The following is a 16,186-nucleotide window of genomic DNA, read 5'->3' on the forward strand; positions in this document are numbered from 1 at the left end:
AGATCTCTTGGCAAATATCCTGCAAAAATACTGTCACACCACGCTTATTTTTGCCGTGTCGGTAATGGGGAAGGACGATCATCCCGTAGCCCGTATCGGGCCTCGTTCCTGGACTGTAAAAACCGTCTAATGGCATCATATCGCCGTAGACGGATTTCATAGCTTACACATATCCATTATGTTACAATGAAGAAAATTTTGACTAATGGATAAGGTAGGGGATAATTAGCGTGTTCTCGTTATCGAATGTTATCTCCAAGCCATTGCCTCCATTTGGTCTACATATCCGTTTATAATAGCGATTTTTCCTTCGTATTTAATTGCGTTAAATCGGATTAAGAAACAGGAGGTAAAATAAAAGAACCGAAGCCACCAACAACAAAGAACTACTTAAATTTCCAAGATGTATAAAAGCGGAGGTTTGCTATATAAAGAATCAGAGGAAGGATAGAGTGAGTTGCATTGTTCATTTTATTAATCATCATCTATGCCACGTTGTGCTTTGTTTTTCTACGAACTTTTATAGATTTACTAGTTAAAATATCAAACAAAGAGGATATTTACTACCAGAAATTATGGTTATCGGTTCTTTTCTCTTTGGTCTGTTTAATCCCGTTCGTGTTTTTTCTAATGATTACATTTTACGGGAGAGCTTAAATGGCGTACCCCCCCACTGGGCCTCATTATATCCCCATAACCCTCACCACAAAATTTTTAACAAAAACGCAAAAAACCGCCGTCAGCACACTGCCTTCGTCGGTTTCCCCTGCGTACCGGGCCATTTCAACCCCAAGGCTTCACCAGAGATGCCCCTCCGTAACTACGACCGTAACCACATTTTGGTTCCCTCTTCCACCTGGTGATCCTGCTAACCCGCATATGTAGTGGAGCCGGCGACAGGACTTGAACCCGCAACCTACTGATTACAAGTCAGTTGCTCTACCTGTTGAGCTACGCCGGCGAGTCAAGTTAAGTAATCTCCAATTTAGTGAGTTGCATTAATCAATAGTCATGGGGTATCTCCATGAGGCAATTAGGGGTCGTGGAAATTAGTGCATTCCCACATGGATGACAGTCTAGAGATGTATAGTCTCGGTGTAATGAACGTTGGAACAACTGATTACAAGTCAGTAGCTCTACAAGTTGAGCTACGCCGTCGAGTCAAGTCAAGTAATCTCCAATTTGGTGAGTTGCATTAATCAATAGTCATGGGGTATTTCAATGAGCAAATTGGGGGTCGTGGAAATTAATGCATACCCCCATGGATGACAGACTAGAGATGTATAGTCTCGGTGTAATGAACGTTGGAACAACTGATTACAAGTCAGTTGCTCTACCAGTTGAGCTACGCCGGCGAGTCAAGTTAAATTTTCATCTGTGATAAAGTGAGATAGAAGCCGTAAAATCATGAGAATAGTGGAGTAAACGGGAAATTCCGAACGTGATCCGCTTTGACAATCTCGGGAACGTGTAATCTAAGTCCAATATACGTTGATATACTGATTACAAGTCAGTTGCTCTGTTGGAAGACGGTCTTTCTCTGGGTAAGATTATAGCCAATTTTTGAAAGCTTGGACAGAGAGTAAGATATGGGATGTTAGGTCGGCGTTGCTTGGGAGAAGAAGGGATTGGGTTAAGGGGATATAGCAGCAAAAGGCCCGCTGGTGAAAGGCGAGGTTTTTAGATTGTTAGAGATTTTTAAGGGGGCAGCGTTAGGGGGAACTACAGTGGGACTACAGGGGTTTTGTCTTAATCGACAGAGGGGACATTATCTTCATTTGAAAAATACTGCGGAGAGTCCGGCTCAATACTAAGTAACTTGCCCGTATCGGGCGAAAACGAGTTCCATAGATACGTAATCAAATAATTCGTATTAACTTTTATCAAGTTATATTCATTTTTAGAGACTAATATTTTTTTATCCTCAATTACTAGATAGTAACTAGAACCGTCTTGTGATTTCTCTTTGATTTCAAAAATACCACTCAATAAACTTTCATTAAATTGATACACAACAGTTAGAGATATTGCAATAATGGAAGTGACAACTAGTCCTGTCTTCAATTTCGTAATAGAACTTAATTTTTCTCTGGGATGTCTTCGTGAAGAAATTATAACCAAATAAATATATATTAAAAATAATATTGGAACAAAATAAATAGCTAAATTAGCAGGTATATAGAACATTTCGTGCAATGTATAATTATAATCAGCGATGGATTGAATTCTACCTAACTGCAAACCAATGAAGGCAGTGTAAATAATTCCAAGTAACCAATATAAAATAACTTTTCTAATTTTCGTTATATTAGAAACCCTCTTATCTTCATCGTCGTCAAAATCTAATTGCTCTTTCATATAATTTCGACACCTCCAAATCGATACAATCATTCTCACGAATATTCCAAAACTCCTAAAAGAGAAACGGTCATAGACTGAATGAGCCGAATGATAGATATGATTTTCGAAGATATCGTTGAAATAATGAATCCGGTCCAGTCAGCCATAATAACCTCACACAATTGCCCATTTACATTGACTTCCCAAATACCACTGGTTGTCGGGAGCAGCGTGAATGGGCGGTTGTTTATAAACCGGTTCTAATGCTAGGGTTATCCTTGAGGATCAAGGGGATCATGTAACATCAGTATAGGAAAAAACTTTGGGGTGACCATAAAGCTAACGGTATTTCCGTTTTTATCTTCGTATGCTACGGTATAATTACCGAATTGAGATGAGAACTCTACATATTTGAAATTAAACTTCATTTCGCTATACTTTATTGATACATAAATTGCAGTGGACAGCCTTGCCGCGAAGTATTGAAGATTACCAGTTAGAGTTAAAATAAATATCAACAAAAACAAAGACACCTTAATTATTATTCTATTCTTGTGCTTAACTGTCAAATATTCATCTCCATTTATAGTATTGCGTACGACTTACCGATAAGCCCCGTTATTGGAAGACCAGTGGGGAGGTATTATTCAGAGTTAAAAGAAAATCGTTTTCTTCACACGGTCTTGAGGCATCTTCTTTTCAACCATCTTCGCAACATTTCTTCTATAGCGACGACGATTCAGCCAATATACGAATGCACTTGCTCTTAAACAAACACCGAATTTTTGACCATTACGGTACATCCAAAATTGATGATCTATAGTTCTGTCGTAAAGCCAGTTAAGGAATTCTTCTCGTAGCTTATTGATGTTTCTTCCAACCTTAGCTGGGCAAGAGATGTATTCTTTGTCTATGTTTAACCGAACTTCAATAATCAATTTAAGACCCCCACTAATGGTATCCCTTAGTTAAGCTAAGATTGATTATTTCCTCAAGTTCGGAAATACTTTTATCTCTAGTCGAACTAAACGCATTTTTTGCTATATCGCCTGATACAAGATATACGGTTTGTGGACCTCCGATCGACCAGTACTTGCCTGGTTCAGCGTCAGCTTTATTTAAGAAGAACAAATATCGATTACCGGGAGCAAGTATCTTATAATCTCCAATCTGGACTATAGAGCCAGTTTCTTCATCTAGTCCCCCGTCTTGAAGAAAAATGAATTCACTATTTAGGTCACCTTTGAAGTTTTTCTCAACTTCAACTAAGATTTCTGTTTTTGGATAGCCGTTATTATTTGTACCTAAAACCTTTTTAACTCTACCGATAACAACGCTATATGCCTTTTGTGTAGCAGTTTCATCACTGTAGTAATGTGCAAAACTTCCGAAGGTGATTGTCACTGGCGGTTCGGTCGCCTTATAAATAATTAAACTCACAATGCTCATTATGAATAGTAAGAGGAAGAATCGTTTCAATCGGTTCACTCCTTATGGTTTGGTTTACAGATATTTCAATTACTATTTCGACCTATATCTGAAATTTCCTCTTTAAAAAATGTAAAAACCCCCATCTCCCACCATACCCGCTGTTATGGCCCACGTTCGATTCGACCCCCGCTGTGGTATGAATGGTATGGTAGGTTGCGTTGTAGGGCGTAGGGGGGAACGTGGAGGGGCGGTTATTTGGAAGGTCAGAATCCAATTACTGCAATTGCCAGAAAAAGAAGGATTTTGTGATAACTCCTACGAAGTAATCAGCGAGTTCATGCGTAATGGAGGGGATATCATGAGATCCTTTCTCTTTAAGGCGATAGCTTCGACGATATTAGCGGCAGTCGTGATTTTGATAGCGATTGTGGTTAAAACCATACGTGGCAGTAAATCCAGTCTTGGCCACGGTGGTGGCGATGCTGATTTTGCAGTTATATCTGATGGTGATAGTTCTAGATGATTTTGCATAACGGATTTCGGAAATAACGACGGAGACTTTGGAGGAGACAGTGGCGATAGTTGACGAGCAAGAAGATATCTATATAAAGGATGACTGTGATTATGTCCGTTAAAAAGGTATTAGTTCCAATTTTTCTTGGGCTTTTGATGGTCTCTGTTTTTGGTTGTAATGGTAAGAATGTAAGTCCGTCTTTTACAAGTTTGACAGCCGACAAGATACAAAAAGTCGAAGTATTTTCTCCCCGAAAAGGAGTGACAAAATCCCTAACTGAAACGGAAATAGTATTATTAATTAAGTTGTTAAATAGCATAAAAAAAGATGATATAAGTGCATATTATGGTCCGAGCGTAAAGGGTGGTCCTACGACTGTTACGATATTTATAAATTCAAATGAAATCATTACAATAACATTAAATGGGGATAGTTTTCTTTGCAACGAACATAAATCCTGTTATCAAGTAAACACACGTGAAGTAAACGATTTTATAAATGCAATTTATTCTTCAAGTCCGTGAAGGGTCGGGTTTTATCTTAGCAGCCGTTCCAATCACGGTGGTAGATTTGATATCGATTGTGGTGTATCGGCAACGGCTGGGGCTCTTGTGATACTACTAGCGACTTTGAAGGAGACAGTGGCGAGGGCCACGGTGGGGGAGATGGTGGTGGTAAAGGACAAATCTCTTATAAAAAATACGATTATTCGCGAAGAGGAATTTTTGAATGCTTTCAGTATTGAATCTTATCATTCTGGAAATGAGATATATATTCCGTTTTCAAAACTAAATAAATTTGTAGCGTTCTGCTTGGACAATAGTGTCCTTATTGCCTCGGTAGAATTGTTCAAAGTTATAAATGGTAGAGTAATACCATATGCGGAGCTAATAGCTATTGATTCATATCGTTTATTTGATGAGAACGTAGAGTGGACATCTAATGTAAATAAATGCAATAGGTTCATTCTTGATTGTTATAAAAGAATAGGTGATAGAGTAAAAGATTTATATTTCAATCCAGTTATTCTGCTCGAAGTAAGAAAGTAATACAAGTCGAGTACTTTGCCTATAAGTCTTTTATGGGAGGCTCAGGGAGGGTAAATGCTGCTTTTTTTATAACCCTAACATCCCCCATCCCCACATAAGGCCGCTGTAATGGCCCACGTCTGATTTGACCCCCGTTGTGATATGAATGGTATGGTTGGTCGCGTTGGAGGGCGTAGGGGACGACGTGTGGGATCGGTTTTGTTGGGTGGAGGAAATAAATAGGTGGTCAAAGGTTTTTCGATAGCGAATGAAGAAAGCTAAAGCATAGCGAAGACGTAACAGGAGGAGAGGAAGCCCTATGCTTTACGAAATTATCAACCATCTTAATGAAGAACAGCTAAAAGACGTTTTTCATATGTGCAAGCAGGAATGGTGGGGAAAAGGTCGTGAGTACCCTGATTTCAAACGGGCTGTAGAGAATTCTAACTTCGTTGTGGCTTTCACGACACCCGAAACGAATAAGGTAATTGCCTTTGCCCGAGTGATTACGGACTTTGCTTACAAAGCAATTCTCTTAGATGTTATTGTAGAATCGTCTTATCGGAAAACAGGTCTTGGTCGTGAGTTAATGGAGTATATATCTAATCATCCTAAGTTAAAGTCCGTTTATATCTTTGACTTGTTCTGTATGCCGGATTTAGTTCCTTTTTATGAGAAGTGGGGATTTGTCGAGAGCCTTGGTGAAGTACGGTGTATGCGTCGGATAAGCAAACTGCATTAGTAAAGAGTAAACGGTATCAGCCCGGTCCACACGCAGGGCTGTTTTCTTTTTTTATCCCGGAACCCAGTTCTGTCGGCCTAACGTCGGCATAAATGCCGAAATAATGAAGTGAATTATCACCCAAAATCCCTCTTATCCACTTTAAGACCGCTGTAATGGCCCACGTTCGATTGAATCCCGTTGTGGTATGAAAGGTATCGGTGGTCGCGTTGGAGGGCGTAGGGGGGGTGTGGAGGGGCGGGTTTGGTGGAGTGAGAACGCATCCAGCTCAATATACATTTGATTCAAAAAAATATAACTTTTGCCGGGATTATCTTTGTCAATGTAGAATAATGTATCGATTAACTATCAAGAGGAGGTGCAATAAATGTCACGTGAGTTAGAAGCACAAATTGCTAAAGAACTAACACTTAAATTGCTAGAAAAAGCAAATATTAAGCATGTAGCTAAAATCGGTGGTGAAGAACAGTCTATTATTGGAGCGGCAGAAGGTATTTGCAATGTTTATAAAATTGTTTTAAGATCTGTAACTAAAGCTATCGAAGAATTGGACGAAGAAGAACAGGTAGATAGTGAAGAGAGCAATGATCCTTTAGACTATTTATTCATTTAATATCTTAGTTCCAGATAGTTACAGTAGGTGTTACTCTTAATGAAAAACTTCAAAATGAATATGCAGTCCCAGCATACGAGTTGGGACTGTTACTTTTATCTACACCGACGTTACCCGAACCCTAGCTTGAAATAACTAGATCAGAATACCGCATAAACTCCTAAAATCCCCCATTACCAACATAAAGCCACTGTAATGGCCCACGTCCGATTCGACCCCTGTTGTGGTATGAATGGTATGGTTGGTTGGTTTGAGGGGTAGGGGGCGATGTGGGGGGGCTTGTAATAATAATAATTAAGCAGGATATTTTATGCAGTAATAGAAATGATAATAAATAAATGAAATTTAAGTTTGAAAGAGGGTTGGATTTGAAAAAAAATATAGTTCTTCTCATGTCATTTATGATGGCGTTGTTCTTGGCATCTGGTTGTAATTACGGGGACTCTAGGGAGGCTGCCCAGGATGTTCTGGAGAAAAGTGGAAAAATAGATCTTCAAAAAGAACTACCTGATATTAGGAACGCTGCACCTAATTTAATAAAGAGTGAGTTTGATAAAACTTCTATGGTTACTATGAAAAAAGAAATAGTGGAAAACTCCATAAAAATACATGAAATAGGTATCATAAATAATAATGCATACATACTTTACTCATTGAATTATAACGTCACAACTTGTTTGGACAAAAATAGTCGTGAAGAATTCGAGAATATAAAAAATAAAACATTTTACTCGATGGGAATGCTAAAGTTAGAAAAAAATAATTCCTTTAGCTACAATGTCACTGAAGGTGCTAGTTGCGGTGGAGATATTGATTCATCCGCGATAACAGTTCAAGGTGTTGATAACGCGATATTTGGCTTAATTTGCGATCCGCGAGTAACAAGAGTGGTTATAACTTATAACGATGGGAGGAACACTGTTCTTGATACTATCAATAAGGATTACTATATACATTTTATAGAAAACGCAAAAGGAGATAGTTTCACAGAAGTCAAAGCTTTTGATAAGAATGGCAACATAATGTTCGGTTTCAATAAATAATTACCCAAAACCCCCACATCCCACTACACCCGCTGTAATGGCCCACGTTCGTTTTGACCCCCCGTTGTGGTATGAATTGGTATGGTTGGTCGCGTTGGGAGGCGTAGGGGGGGAATGTGGAGGGTCGAGTTTGATGGGTGGAGGAAATTATTAGGTAAAAAAATAGGTCTACGGTCCTTTGAACTCCAATATCGAGGCATGTTAATCTAAAAATACCTTCTTTTCAAATATCCATCTGCCTACCGAGAAGCCTAGCTCCCGGTATTTTTTTTGTCGTTTATCAGGTGGCTACGTCTATCTAAAAACGTATTTAATCGGCTGGGAGGAAAATCCTGGTATAATGTCGAAGGATATTTGAAAAGATTGAAAATAATGGAGGAAGTTATGAGGCAGATAACGATGACCAGGTTATTACGTTTAAGGGACGTAGAAGTATTTCTATTGAAAGACGGTTATTGCGGAGACTTGATAAGTTTCATGGTCTTGGTCGATTATCGTCGACCTAGTTCATTAGAGGATTATCCGTACCTTAAAGGGATAGAAGATGAATCTAATTTTAGCAGGGCCAATTACATAAAGGTGATCTTTATATCGGACAAACTACTTTCGAATGATTCACAGGATGAAATAATTACATTGGCTGGAGGTTTACTAGAGAATAAAGATAACTGCCATTGGAACTGTGATTTTCGAGTACTCAGCCCAACAGAAATAGAACAGATATTAGAGTCCAGGAAATACTTTTTGAGGTTTTTCGAAAGATTACTGGAGAGTAATGGATTGGGCATTAAGTTAAATATTGAAGATGATAGGTTTATCTTTTTATCACAGGACTAGGCGTTATCAGAGATTCCTTCGTTATCTCGCTAATGTTAAGCCATTAACAACCTCACACAATCGCCCATTTACACTGACCTCCCAAATACCACTCGTTGTCGGGAGCAGCGTGAATGGGCGGTTGTTTTTTGTAGGGGATTACACAACAGATCAACAGCGGCATATCTGCTATTTAATTATTGGAAAGTAAATATAAATAATTTATCAGTTGCAAATTTGAATTAAATAATATCGATTTTATCCTAACTTGTCCACCGAGAGCATACTCATGTAACGAAAACTACAGAATCATCCTATTCATTCGGGAGGATATAAAATGAAAGTCGTGTCAGCGATTATTGGTGGACAAATTGGTTCTGAGGGAAAAGGAAAAATCGCAGGATATATTGCTTGTAAAGATAATATAAAATATGCAATAAACAACTTTTTCCCAAATGCGGGACATACATGGAAGTTAGGTAAGAATAAAGTTGTTGTACACCAACTTCCAATTGCACTTGTAAATAAGAATACCCAATTACTAATTGGACCAGCAGCAGCGGTGGATTTAGATAAACTTATAGAAGAGATTAATACATATGATAGTCAGTTTAAAGTTAGAGAACGACTAAAAATTAGTCCAAGAGCCGTGGTAGTTCAGAAATATCATAGAGAACAAGAAAAAAAGGACTCTAATTTATTAAACATCTCTTCGACTCAAACCGGTGGAGCGGCTGCTTATATTGAAAAGATAATGCGAAAGTCATCAGTAAAACTATGTCGGGATGAGCCAGAACTTACTGACTTTATAGCCCAAAATGGAACCGATATTATTCTCCATAACGCAATTGACTCAGGGGAATCCATTGTAATCGAGGGTGCTCAAGGATTTGAGCTTGATATAAACCATGGATTTGATTTTCCTCATTGCACTTCTAGACAGACAAATTTGGCTCAAATGGTTGCTGATTGTGGAATTCCAATTGATGCCCTAAAAAATATTTATTGTGTTATAAGACCGTTTCCCATTAGAGTAGGCGGTCAATCTGGCCCTTGGTCCAAACAAGAATTACGTTGGGAAGATATCGAACAAAATGCCGGGATGCCAATTGGTCATCTTAAGGAAAAAGAATATTCAACTACGACTCATAAAAGGAGACGAGTGTTCGCTTTTGACTTTGAGCGATTAAAATTAATGGTAAAAATTTACACACCTTCAGATTTTTGCTTAAACCACGTGGATTATATAAATCACAAAGACTTTGGAATAAAACAATTTAAGCTTCTTTCAAACGAATCTCAACAATTCATAAAAAAAATCGAAAATGAAACCGACGTACCGGTTACATTAATTGGTACAGGACCAGACAATGAGCATATTATCGACCGCCGTAAAGAGCGATAACATTATCCGTTTAGTTAGGAAAGGTGGCTTTATGGATAAAATTGCGAATGTGGTTAAACTTTTCATTGGACGATATGCAAGTTTATACCATTATACTGATATTCAAAATCTGGAGTCGATACAATCCTCTAATACATTAATTTCATGTAACTCAGTAGACCCTAATTTATCAAAAGATAGACGTTCCAAACCGATTGAAACAATATATAATGAAAAAACCTTTATTGCTAATGACCAATTAGAAATCGTAAATAGCATGTTTGCAGATGGAATAACACCTCATGACTTTCGTAAGTTCCTGGATAGGCACGTTTTTTTCTGGTTAAATAAGGGCGATTGCTTAAGCATGTTTGGATCTTATAAACGAAGAATCCCACAAAAGAAAGCTGCTATCATAGTCTTTAATGCACAAACAATTCTATCAGCGTGTTGGGATTCTACAAAATTTTGCAAATATAACTCAGGTAGTAGCCCTCAGAATCCTTCTTCATGTACATACAAAAAAAACTTTGATATTTTTCTTCCAGCTAATTGTTTAGGTACTAACAGATGCCCTCACGTTCCTACAAAAGTATCAGAAATAAAAGAAGTGCTTGTGGAGTCTAAAGTTATGAATCTTTCTGATCATGTTGAAAAGGTTTTTACAGAAAGCGTCGACCAAATTCCAAGAGATTGGCAGGATTATTACTGTCCGATTTCTAACTTTGGGGAGGTTTAAAAGGTGACTAATATCGTAGCTTTTATAGGACCAAGTGGCTCTGGTAAGAGTAGTCTTCAAACGGTCATGGGTATTCCCAAAATACTAAGTCTAACTTCACGTCCGCCTCGTCCGGATGAGAGCAATGGAAGAGATTATATTTTTAAAACCAGGGAAGATATAATTGAAAGAAATAACAATGGTAAACTGTTAGAAGTTACCGAATATAACGGTCACCTATACGCAACTACAAAAGAATCCGTTGAAGAACTAATAACAAAAAATATAACTGCGTCTATCATACTTGATGAGCATGGGGTAAAAATGTTAAGAAAACAATACCCAAATCGTATTTTAGTAGTTGGTGTTTACGCATCCTTAAAAGACTGTAGAACTCGACTGGAACAAAGAAGTAATTATGCTATGAAACGGCTAGATAGTTATCGGAAGAAGTTCTCCGATTGTTTGCAACAAGTGACATAATTATCAATAACTCAGAAGATAATTATATACAATCAAAAAGTATTATTCGCTTTATTAAATCTAGTCTTATTAATTGTTGAATATCCAATTATTATATAACTTAAGGAATAGGCTATAATAACTGAGCAAATCGCTCATCTATACTGTACTCCCAAACTACACCCGTTATCGCGAGGGCAGTGTGGATGGGCTGTTTATTTTTCTCCTGGGACACACTAACCCCGGAGGTGATGCGTCTTCATCCAGAAATGGCTTGAATCTCGACGGCAGCGGAAGAGGGAAGAAGATGAGCTTGCTTTGGCTAACTTGAATGACAAGTGTAAGAGAAACGCCACCTTAGCCAAAGACCTTGAGTTTTTCCAACATCAAATCGAAGCCGCAGGGCTGACTGTTCCGAACAGCGTTCAGGAGTTATTAAAGGAAAGCCTTGAGAAATCGAGTAATCGGGCCGAACTGTTTTGTGATCAGCGTGAACAGATGAAGAAACGCGTTCATTAACCTCTAAGCGATCTCGCCGTTATTGGCGGGGTCGTTTTGTTTTAGTGGTCAACTGGGGTATCCTAAACCCGGAGGTGGGACTATTGTTTGAGTGGCTTGGGGAACGTCGTCAAATGCGTACGGCTAGGGAAAAGTCCATCATAACCAAAGAATCTGCTCGTTGTGAGAAGGCTTCAAATGAAATAGAAGAATTCCTACTGCGGGTTAATTCAGCTGGTATAGAAATACCAGAGATGATTCGAGAGCAAATTGACGAGGACTTAGCCACCTATAAAACTTTAGCTACCGCATTTCGAAAAGACCTCGAAAAACTCAACAACCATTGAACCTCCGACGATCTCACCATTATTGGTGGGGTCGTTTTTGCCTTTTACATAGAAGATGAGTTTTTCTTGGGATAAGGGAGGCTATTTTGTGGGGTTGGGAGGGGTAGATGGGTCAAAACTCGTCCTATGTGAGCCATATAAGAAGATAAGGCACGAGATCGAATTTCATAAAGTGTTGGTAATAAAAAAGGGTTGCTTTCCATTTAATTCAATTATGATAAAATATAAGTATTGAATTATTTGCTCGGATTTATCGCATTGGAGGTTTTTTGAATGAGGGCTATATTCGAAATCCAACCACATATAGAACAGATTAGAAAACGTTTATGGTGCGGGCGAGAATTCGGTCAAGCCGCTGTAATGATAGGTGCAGGTTTTAGTAAAAATGCAAATAAAATCTTACCTAGCACAAATTCGTATCCATTATGGTTAGATCTAGCCGATAAAATGTATTCATCATTGTATCCTAGTAATCAATTTACTGAAACGGAAAGAAAGGATCATAGACTAAGAACAATATCCGGAGGGGGTGCCTTAAAATTAGCTAATGAATATGAGACTATTTTTGGAAGAACTGCTCTCGACGAATTATTAATTAAAACGATACCAGATGAACATTATGTTCCTGGTTACATTCATAAGTTGCTTTTGTCTTTACCATGGTCAGATATTTTTACTACTAACTATGACACATTACTCGAGAGAACTCGCCCGGCGATACATGAAAGAAAATATGATCTAGTTCTTACTCCTTCAGATATTCCCGGAAGTATGAGACCACGAATAGTAAAGTTACATGGCAGTTTTCCCTCACAAAGACCGTTTATTGTTACGGAAGAAGATTATCGAACTTATCCAAATAAATTTGCCCCGTTCGTTAATTTAATTCAACAGTCTATTATGGAAAATGTTCTTTGTTTAATTGGATTTTCCGGAGATGACCCGAACTTCTTATATTGGACAGGGTGGGTTAGAGATAACTTGGGTAAAGCCACACCTCCAATATATCTATGTGGTCTGTTAAATTTATCTTCTTCCCAAAGACGAGTTCTAGAAGGTAAGAATATAGTTCCGATAGATTTGTCTTCGATTTTCAATGAGATAGAATGGCCGGATTATTCGGTCAGACATCAAAAAGCTATAGAATGGTTTTTATTAAATTTGGTATACGGAGAACCACCTAATTTACTTAGATGGCCAGATCTTACAAAATCTTATTTACGAAAAAAGACTGACGACTTACCTTTTATTCCACAAGGACCATCCTCAGAATCTTATCTAAACCCACCTAATCCCCAAAATGCCGTTGTTACAAGTAATGATTTAAGAAAAATATTTAGTATCTGGAGGCAAAATCGATTAGAATATCCCGGATGGGAAGTGGCACCAAAAGAAGTTAGGGAAAGATTATGGAAATATACTGAGAAATGGATCGAGCCAATAATTAATAATATTGATAAATTAGTTACTCCAGAAGATTTGTTGTTACTTTATGAGTTAACTTGGCGTTTGGAAAAATCTTTAGTCCCACTCTTTAGTGATTGGTGCGAGAAAATAACGGAAGTAATAGACGAATATAATCCATTCCCTAATTTAATTTCCTCTGAAAACGCATCAATAAGACCAGATAATAATATTTATAAAGATCTTAATTGGACAGATATATGCTCAAACTGGGTGGAGCTAGTTTTTGCATTAGTTCGTGAGGCAAGAAAGGATTTAGATAATACCCGTTTTCGCAAATTAATGGAGTTGATTAAACAGGTTGTAAAACAGAATACAGAATGGCAATTACGTTGGTTCTATGAGGAATGTCTTTTCGCAATCTATAGTTTAGACCAAAATAAACTTATAGAAACTTTAGAGTTATGGAATAGTACCCCAGAACTTCCTTTTTGGGAGGTAAAACGAGCTGCGATTCTCGCCGAAATAAATGAGTTTAAAGACGCTGAGAAAGTTACTCAGGCTGCTCTTAACACCATACGTACTCGGATTCAACCTTATACAGTTGACTATTCTTTATTGTCACAAGAAGGATGGGCGATGTTATTATTAAAGTCGATTAAAGATGGAAAAACTGCTAGTCAAGATAAGTATTTTGTTAATTACGGCGATAGATGGGATAAACTTGGGGCCTATAAGTGTAATCCTACTATAGAGATTCGGGAACTAGAATCAATATTAAAAAACTCTCCACCTACAACAGAAATAAAAACAAAACGAGAGTTCGATCCCGGAAGGATAGTACAGTCACTCAAGTATTACTCTAGACTTTCTTTAATAGACGAAATGAGACCGGGTTTTGCTTTTTTAAGGCTACAAGAGAATGGTGCAATGCCCATTAGTTGCGGAGCTGATATAGAGTTTACAAACTCTATGATTAATGCTGCTACATGGATTTCTTCTTCTTCACCGCTTTGGTCTTTAATTTCATTAATTAGAATAGATGCCGATGAAAGAATTAAAGAACAATTTGATAGAGTACAAGTTGCAACTTTATCAGAAGAAGATGTTCAACATCTCGGAGAGCTTTTTCTCGCTACCTTAAAACAGTCAATTCATCGACTATCAAAAAGTGCTCCTCAGTTCTCATTTGGATATAATTATTCTAAAAACAAGTTAAGCATTATATCCGAAATTATATCTAGGCTTTCCTTCCGATTTTCCACAAAGAAACTAGAAGAATTGTTAGAGCTAACAATAGAGATGTACAAAATGCCAATCGTAAGACAAAAACAATATTTACACGATTGTATTGGTATTCTGTTTCAAAGGATTTTTTTTGCTTTGCCTAAAGATAATATTATTAATAAAATTACGGAGTTACTCGCACTTCCTATACCGGATATTGACGATTTTGAGGTAAGATTTCCAGAAGGTTGGGTTGAACCGTTCGATCTTATTCATTGGTCTTCAAGTGATTTTAAGTTAGAGGTAATCCCGGATCGTTCTTCGTGGGATATTCCTATAAAAAAGCTAATTAGTATAGCGGAAAATGGAAATAAACTGTCTAGAATTAGAGCCCTTACGCGACTGGAAAAACTGTATAAATTAGGTGCATTGACGAACCTAGAACGTGAAGAATTTGCTAGAGTACTTTGGTCAAGAGTTGATGAGAATACTGGATTACCAATTCATACTGGATGGAAGAACAATGAATATCTTTTTTTACCGGAAACTGAACATGATAAAGCCGCATCTTTGTTTCGAAAATACATACTAAACACTGATCTTCTGCAAGAAATCAAAATGGTAGACAATGACTACGACGAAGACCAATTCTGGTTCAAAAACAAGTTCCTTGAAGAATTGTTATACGGAACTAAGAATATTATGTCATTAACTAATGATAGTAGTAATAGTCTAATTGATTGGAACTCAGAGGAGATATTCAAGATTGTTCAAAAAATTAAAGAATTATGGGAAACAGAAAAAGATAGTTTAAAAGACGTGTTAAATGAACCAAAAGAAGAATTTGAGTTCTTTAAGGACTCTGATAATGTTAAAGAAAGATATGAACTAGTTCTAAAAATAATGGTGAGAGTAGTATTACCTAGAATTATTGAAGCTGGTGAAAAACTACAAAAAATGGTTTATGATTTAATTAGAGAAATTCAAACTATAGGATTGAACATAAATCTGGCATTCCCTTTATTGCTCATTATTGATAAAAATTTATACGATGACATAAAAAATACATTAATTAGAGGTATCGATTCTACATCTGAGAATATCGTTTCGCATTCTATTTTTGGTATAGTTACTTGGTTTATTTGTAGTACAACCGACGTTATCCCTTCTCCCCCTGGTGAACTGCTAAACAAAGCAATTAATCGTCTCGTTGCTAGGAGTCAACCTTGTCTGGATATACTGATTGAACAACTTGGATATTTGTTCAAACATATACCGACCATCTTTACTACAGATAATATTAATTCATTGCTTACTGCATTGGAAAATTTATCCTTAGAGACTGAATTGCCAACTAAAAAGCGTAATGGATATTATTCTAGAAATACACCAATATCTATTGATGAACGACCAAATTACCGTAGTCTTGCAGCAAGATTGGCCTTTACATTATATCTTTATTGTATTAGAAATGGTGAGGATATACCGGACATATTGCTCAAATGGCAAAGGATATGCTTGTCGGACCCCCTTCCTGAAGTAAAAACGGCTTGGTTAATTGGCACCGACTCATTTGATAAGACTGATTGTTAAGTATTGCATACTATCTTAATTGTACC

At 37.4% G+C, this 16,186-nt stretch carries 16 protein-coding genes and 2 tRNA genes; 13 read left to right on the forward strand and 5 right to left on the reverse strand.

Features of this window, described 5'->3' with window-relative positions; translation table 11 throughout:
• Positions 1-885: 885 nt before the first annotated feature.
• The 5 genes from H1S01_RS10685 to H1S01_RS10705 form a co-directional block, all read right to left on the reverse strand.
• A tRNA-Thr gene (locus H1S01_RS10685) sits at positions 886-961 on the reverse strand.
• Positions 962-1,262: 301 nt separating this feature from the next.
• A tRNA-Thr gene (locus H1S01_RS10690) sits at positions 1,263-1,353 on the reverse strand.
• 396 nt (positions 1,354-1,749) lie between these two features.
• Complete coding sequence (locus H1S01_RS10695; RefSeq protein WP_188040442.1) at positions 1,750-2,358, reverse strand: hypothetical protein; 609 nt, start codon at positions 2,356-2,358, stop codon at positions 1,750-1,752.
• A gap of 635 nt (positions 2,359-2,993) precedes the next feature.
• Positions 2,994-3,278 (reverse strand): hypothetical protein, encoded by a 285-nt coding sequence (locus tag H1S01_RS10700; RefSeq protein WP_188040445.1) that lies wholly within the window; start codon positions 3,276-3,278, stop codon positions 2,994-2,996.
• 13 nt (positions 3,279-3,291) lie between these two features.
• The gene (locus H1S01_RS10705) at positions 3,292-3,819 is read right to left on the reverse strand and encodes a hypothetical protein (protein WP_188040447.1); all 528 of its coding nucleotides are present in this window, start codon (positions 3,817-3,819) and stop codon (positions 3,292-3,294) included.
• A 310-nt stretch (positions 3,820-4,129) separates the two neighbouring features.
• On the opposite strand from H1S01_RS10705, the gene H1S01_RS10710 reads away from it, so the two are divergent.
• From H1S01_RS10710 to H1S01_RS10770, 13 genes are all read left to right on the forward strand, one after another.
• Positions 4,130-4,294: a hypothetical protein gene (locus tag H1S01_RS10710; RefSeq protein WP_188040449.1), complete on the forward strand. Its 165-nt coding sequence runs from the start codon at positions 4,130-4,132 to the stop codon at positions 4,292-4,294.
• A 101-nt stretch (positions 4,295-4,395) separates the two neighbouring features.
• Positions 4,396-4,809: a hypothetical protein gene (locus H1S01_RS10715; protein WP_188040451.1), complete on the forward strand. Its 414-nt coding sequence runs from the start codon at positions 4,396-4,398 to the stop codon at positions 4,807-4,809.
• 132 nt (positions 4,810-4,941) lie between these two features.
• Positions 4,942-5,334, forward strand: coding sequence for a hypothetical protein (locus H1S01_RS10720; protein WP_188040453.1), 393 nt, complete (start codon positions 4,942-4,944; stop codon positions 5,332-5,334).
• A 298-nt stretch (positions 5,335-5,632) separates the two neighbouring features.
• Positions 5,633-6,055, forward strand: coding sequence for a GNAT family N-acetyltransferase (locus tag H1S01_RS10725; protein ID WP_188040454.1), 423 nt, complete (start codon positions 5,633-5,635; stop codon positions 6,053-6,055).
• 367 nt (positions 6,056-6,422) lie between these two features.
• Positions 6,423-6,668: a hypothetical protein gene (locus H1S01_RS10730; RefSeq protein WP_188040456.1), complete on the forward strand. Its 246-nt coding sequence runs from the start codon at positions 6,423-6,425 to the stop codon at positions 6,666-6,668.
• Between the two features lie 368 nt (positions 6,669-7,036).
• On the forward strand, positions 7,037-7,711 hold the full coding sequence (locus tag H1S01_RS10735) for a hypothetical protein (RefSeq protein ID WP_188040458.1): 675 nt from the start codon (positions 7,037-7,039) through the stop codon (positions 7,709-7,711).
• 363 nt (positions 7,712-8,074) lie between these two features.
• On the forward strand, positions 8,075-8,548 hold the full coding sequence (locus H1S01_RS10740) for a hypothetical protein (protein WP_188040460.1): 474 nt from the start codon (positions 8,075-8,077) through the stop codon (positions 8,546-8,548).
• Between the two features lie 316 nt (positions 8,549-8,864).
• Positions 8,865-9,932, forward strand: coding sequence for an adenylosuccinate synthetase (locus tag H1S01_RS10745; protein WP_188040462.1), 1,068 nt, complete (start codon positions 8,865-8,867; stop codon positions 9,930-9,932).
• A 31-nt stretch (positions 9,933-9,963) separates the two neighbouring features.
• Positions 9,964-10,650, forward strand: coding sequence for a DUF7002 family protein (locus H1S01_RS10750; protein WP_188040464.1), 687 nt, complete (start codon positions 9,964-9,966; stop codon positions 10,648-10,650).
• 3 nt (positions 10,651-10,653) lie between these two features.
• Positions 10,654-11,112 carry a guanylate kinase gene (locus H1S01_RS10755; protein ID WP_188040466.1) on the forward strand — a complete coding sequence of 153 codons (459 nt, stop codon included), beginning with the start codon at positions 10,654-10,656 and terminating at the stop codon, positions 11,110-11,112.
• Positions 11,113-11,409: 297 nt separating this feature from the next.
• Positions 11,410-11,610: a hypothetical protein gene (locus H1S01_RS10760; protein WP_188040468.1), complete on the forward strand. Its 201-nt coding sequence runs from the start codon at positions 11,410-11,412 to the stop codon at positions 11,608-11,610.
• 83 nt (positions 11,611-11,693) lie between these two features.
• Positions 11,694-11,936: a hypothetical protein gene (locus tag H1S01_RS10765; protein WP_188040469.1), complete on the forward strand. Its 243-nt coding sequence runs from the start codon at positions 11,694-11,696 to the stop codon at positions 11,934-11,936.
• 273 nt (positions 11,937-12,209) lie between these two features.
• Entirely contained in the window at positions 12,210-16,160 is a 3,951-nt protein-coding gene (locus tag H1S01_RS10770) for an SIR2 family NAD-dependent protein deacylase (RefSeq protein WP_188040470.1), read from the forward strand.
• Positions 16,161-16,186: the final 26 nt, after the last annotated feature.

The sequence above is a fragment of the Heliobacterium chlorum genome (genome assembly GCF_014502795.1).
GTDB lineage: Bacteria > Bacillota > Desulfitobacteriia > Heliobacteriales > Heliobacteriaceae > Heliobacterium > Heliobacterium chlorum.

What these genes read in the sequence shown, in the direction of transcription:
- H1S01_RS10770 (WP_188040470.1), top strand. Translation starts at nt 12,210, where the DNA reads ATGAGGGCTATATTCGAAATCCAACCACATATAGAACAGATTAGAAAA.
- H1S01_RS10730 (WP_188040456.1), top strand. Translation starts at nt 6,423, where the DNA reads ATGTCACGTGAGTTAGAAGCACAAATTGCTAAAGAACTAACACTTAAA.
- H1S01_RS10695 (WP_188040442.1), bottom strand. Translation starts at nt 2,358, where the DNA reads ATGAAAGAGCAATTAGATTTTGACGACGATGAAGATAAGAGGGTTTCT.
- H1S01_RS10745 (WP_188040462.1), top strand. Translation starts at nt 8,865, where the DNA reads ATGAAAGTCGTGTCAGCGATTATTGGTGGACAAATTGGTTCTGAGGGA.
- H1S01_RS10750 (WP_188040464.1), top strand. Translation starts at nt 9,964, where the DNA reads ATGGATAAAATTGCGAATGTGGTTAAACTTTTCATTGGACGATATGCA.
- H1S01_RS10710 (WP_188040449.1), top strand. Translation starts at nt 4,130, where the DNA reads ATGAGATCCTTTCTCTTTAAGGCGATAGCTTCGACGATATTAGCGGCA.
- H1S01_RS10715 (WP_188040451.1), top strand. Translation starts at nt 4,396, where the DNA reads ATGTCCGTTAAAAAGGTATTAGTTCCAATTTTTCTTGGGCTTTTGATG.
- H1S01_RS10725 (WP_188040454.1), top strand. Translation starts at nt 5,633, where the DNA reads ATGCTTTACGAAATTATCAACCATCTTAATGAAGAACAGCTAAAAGAC.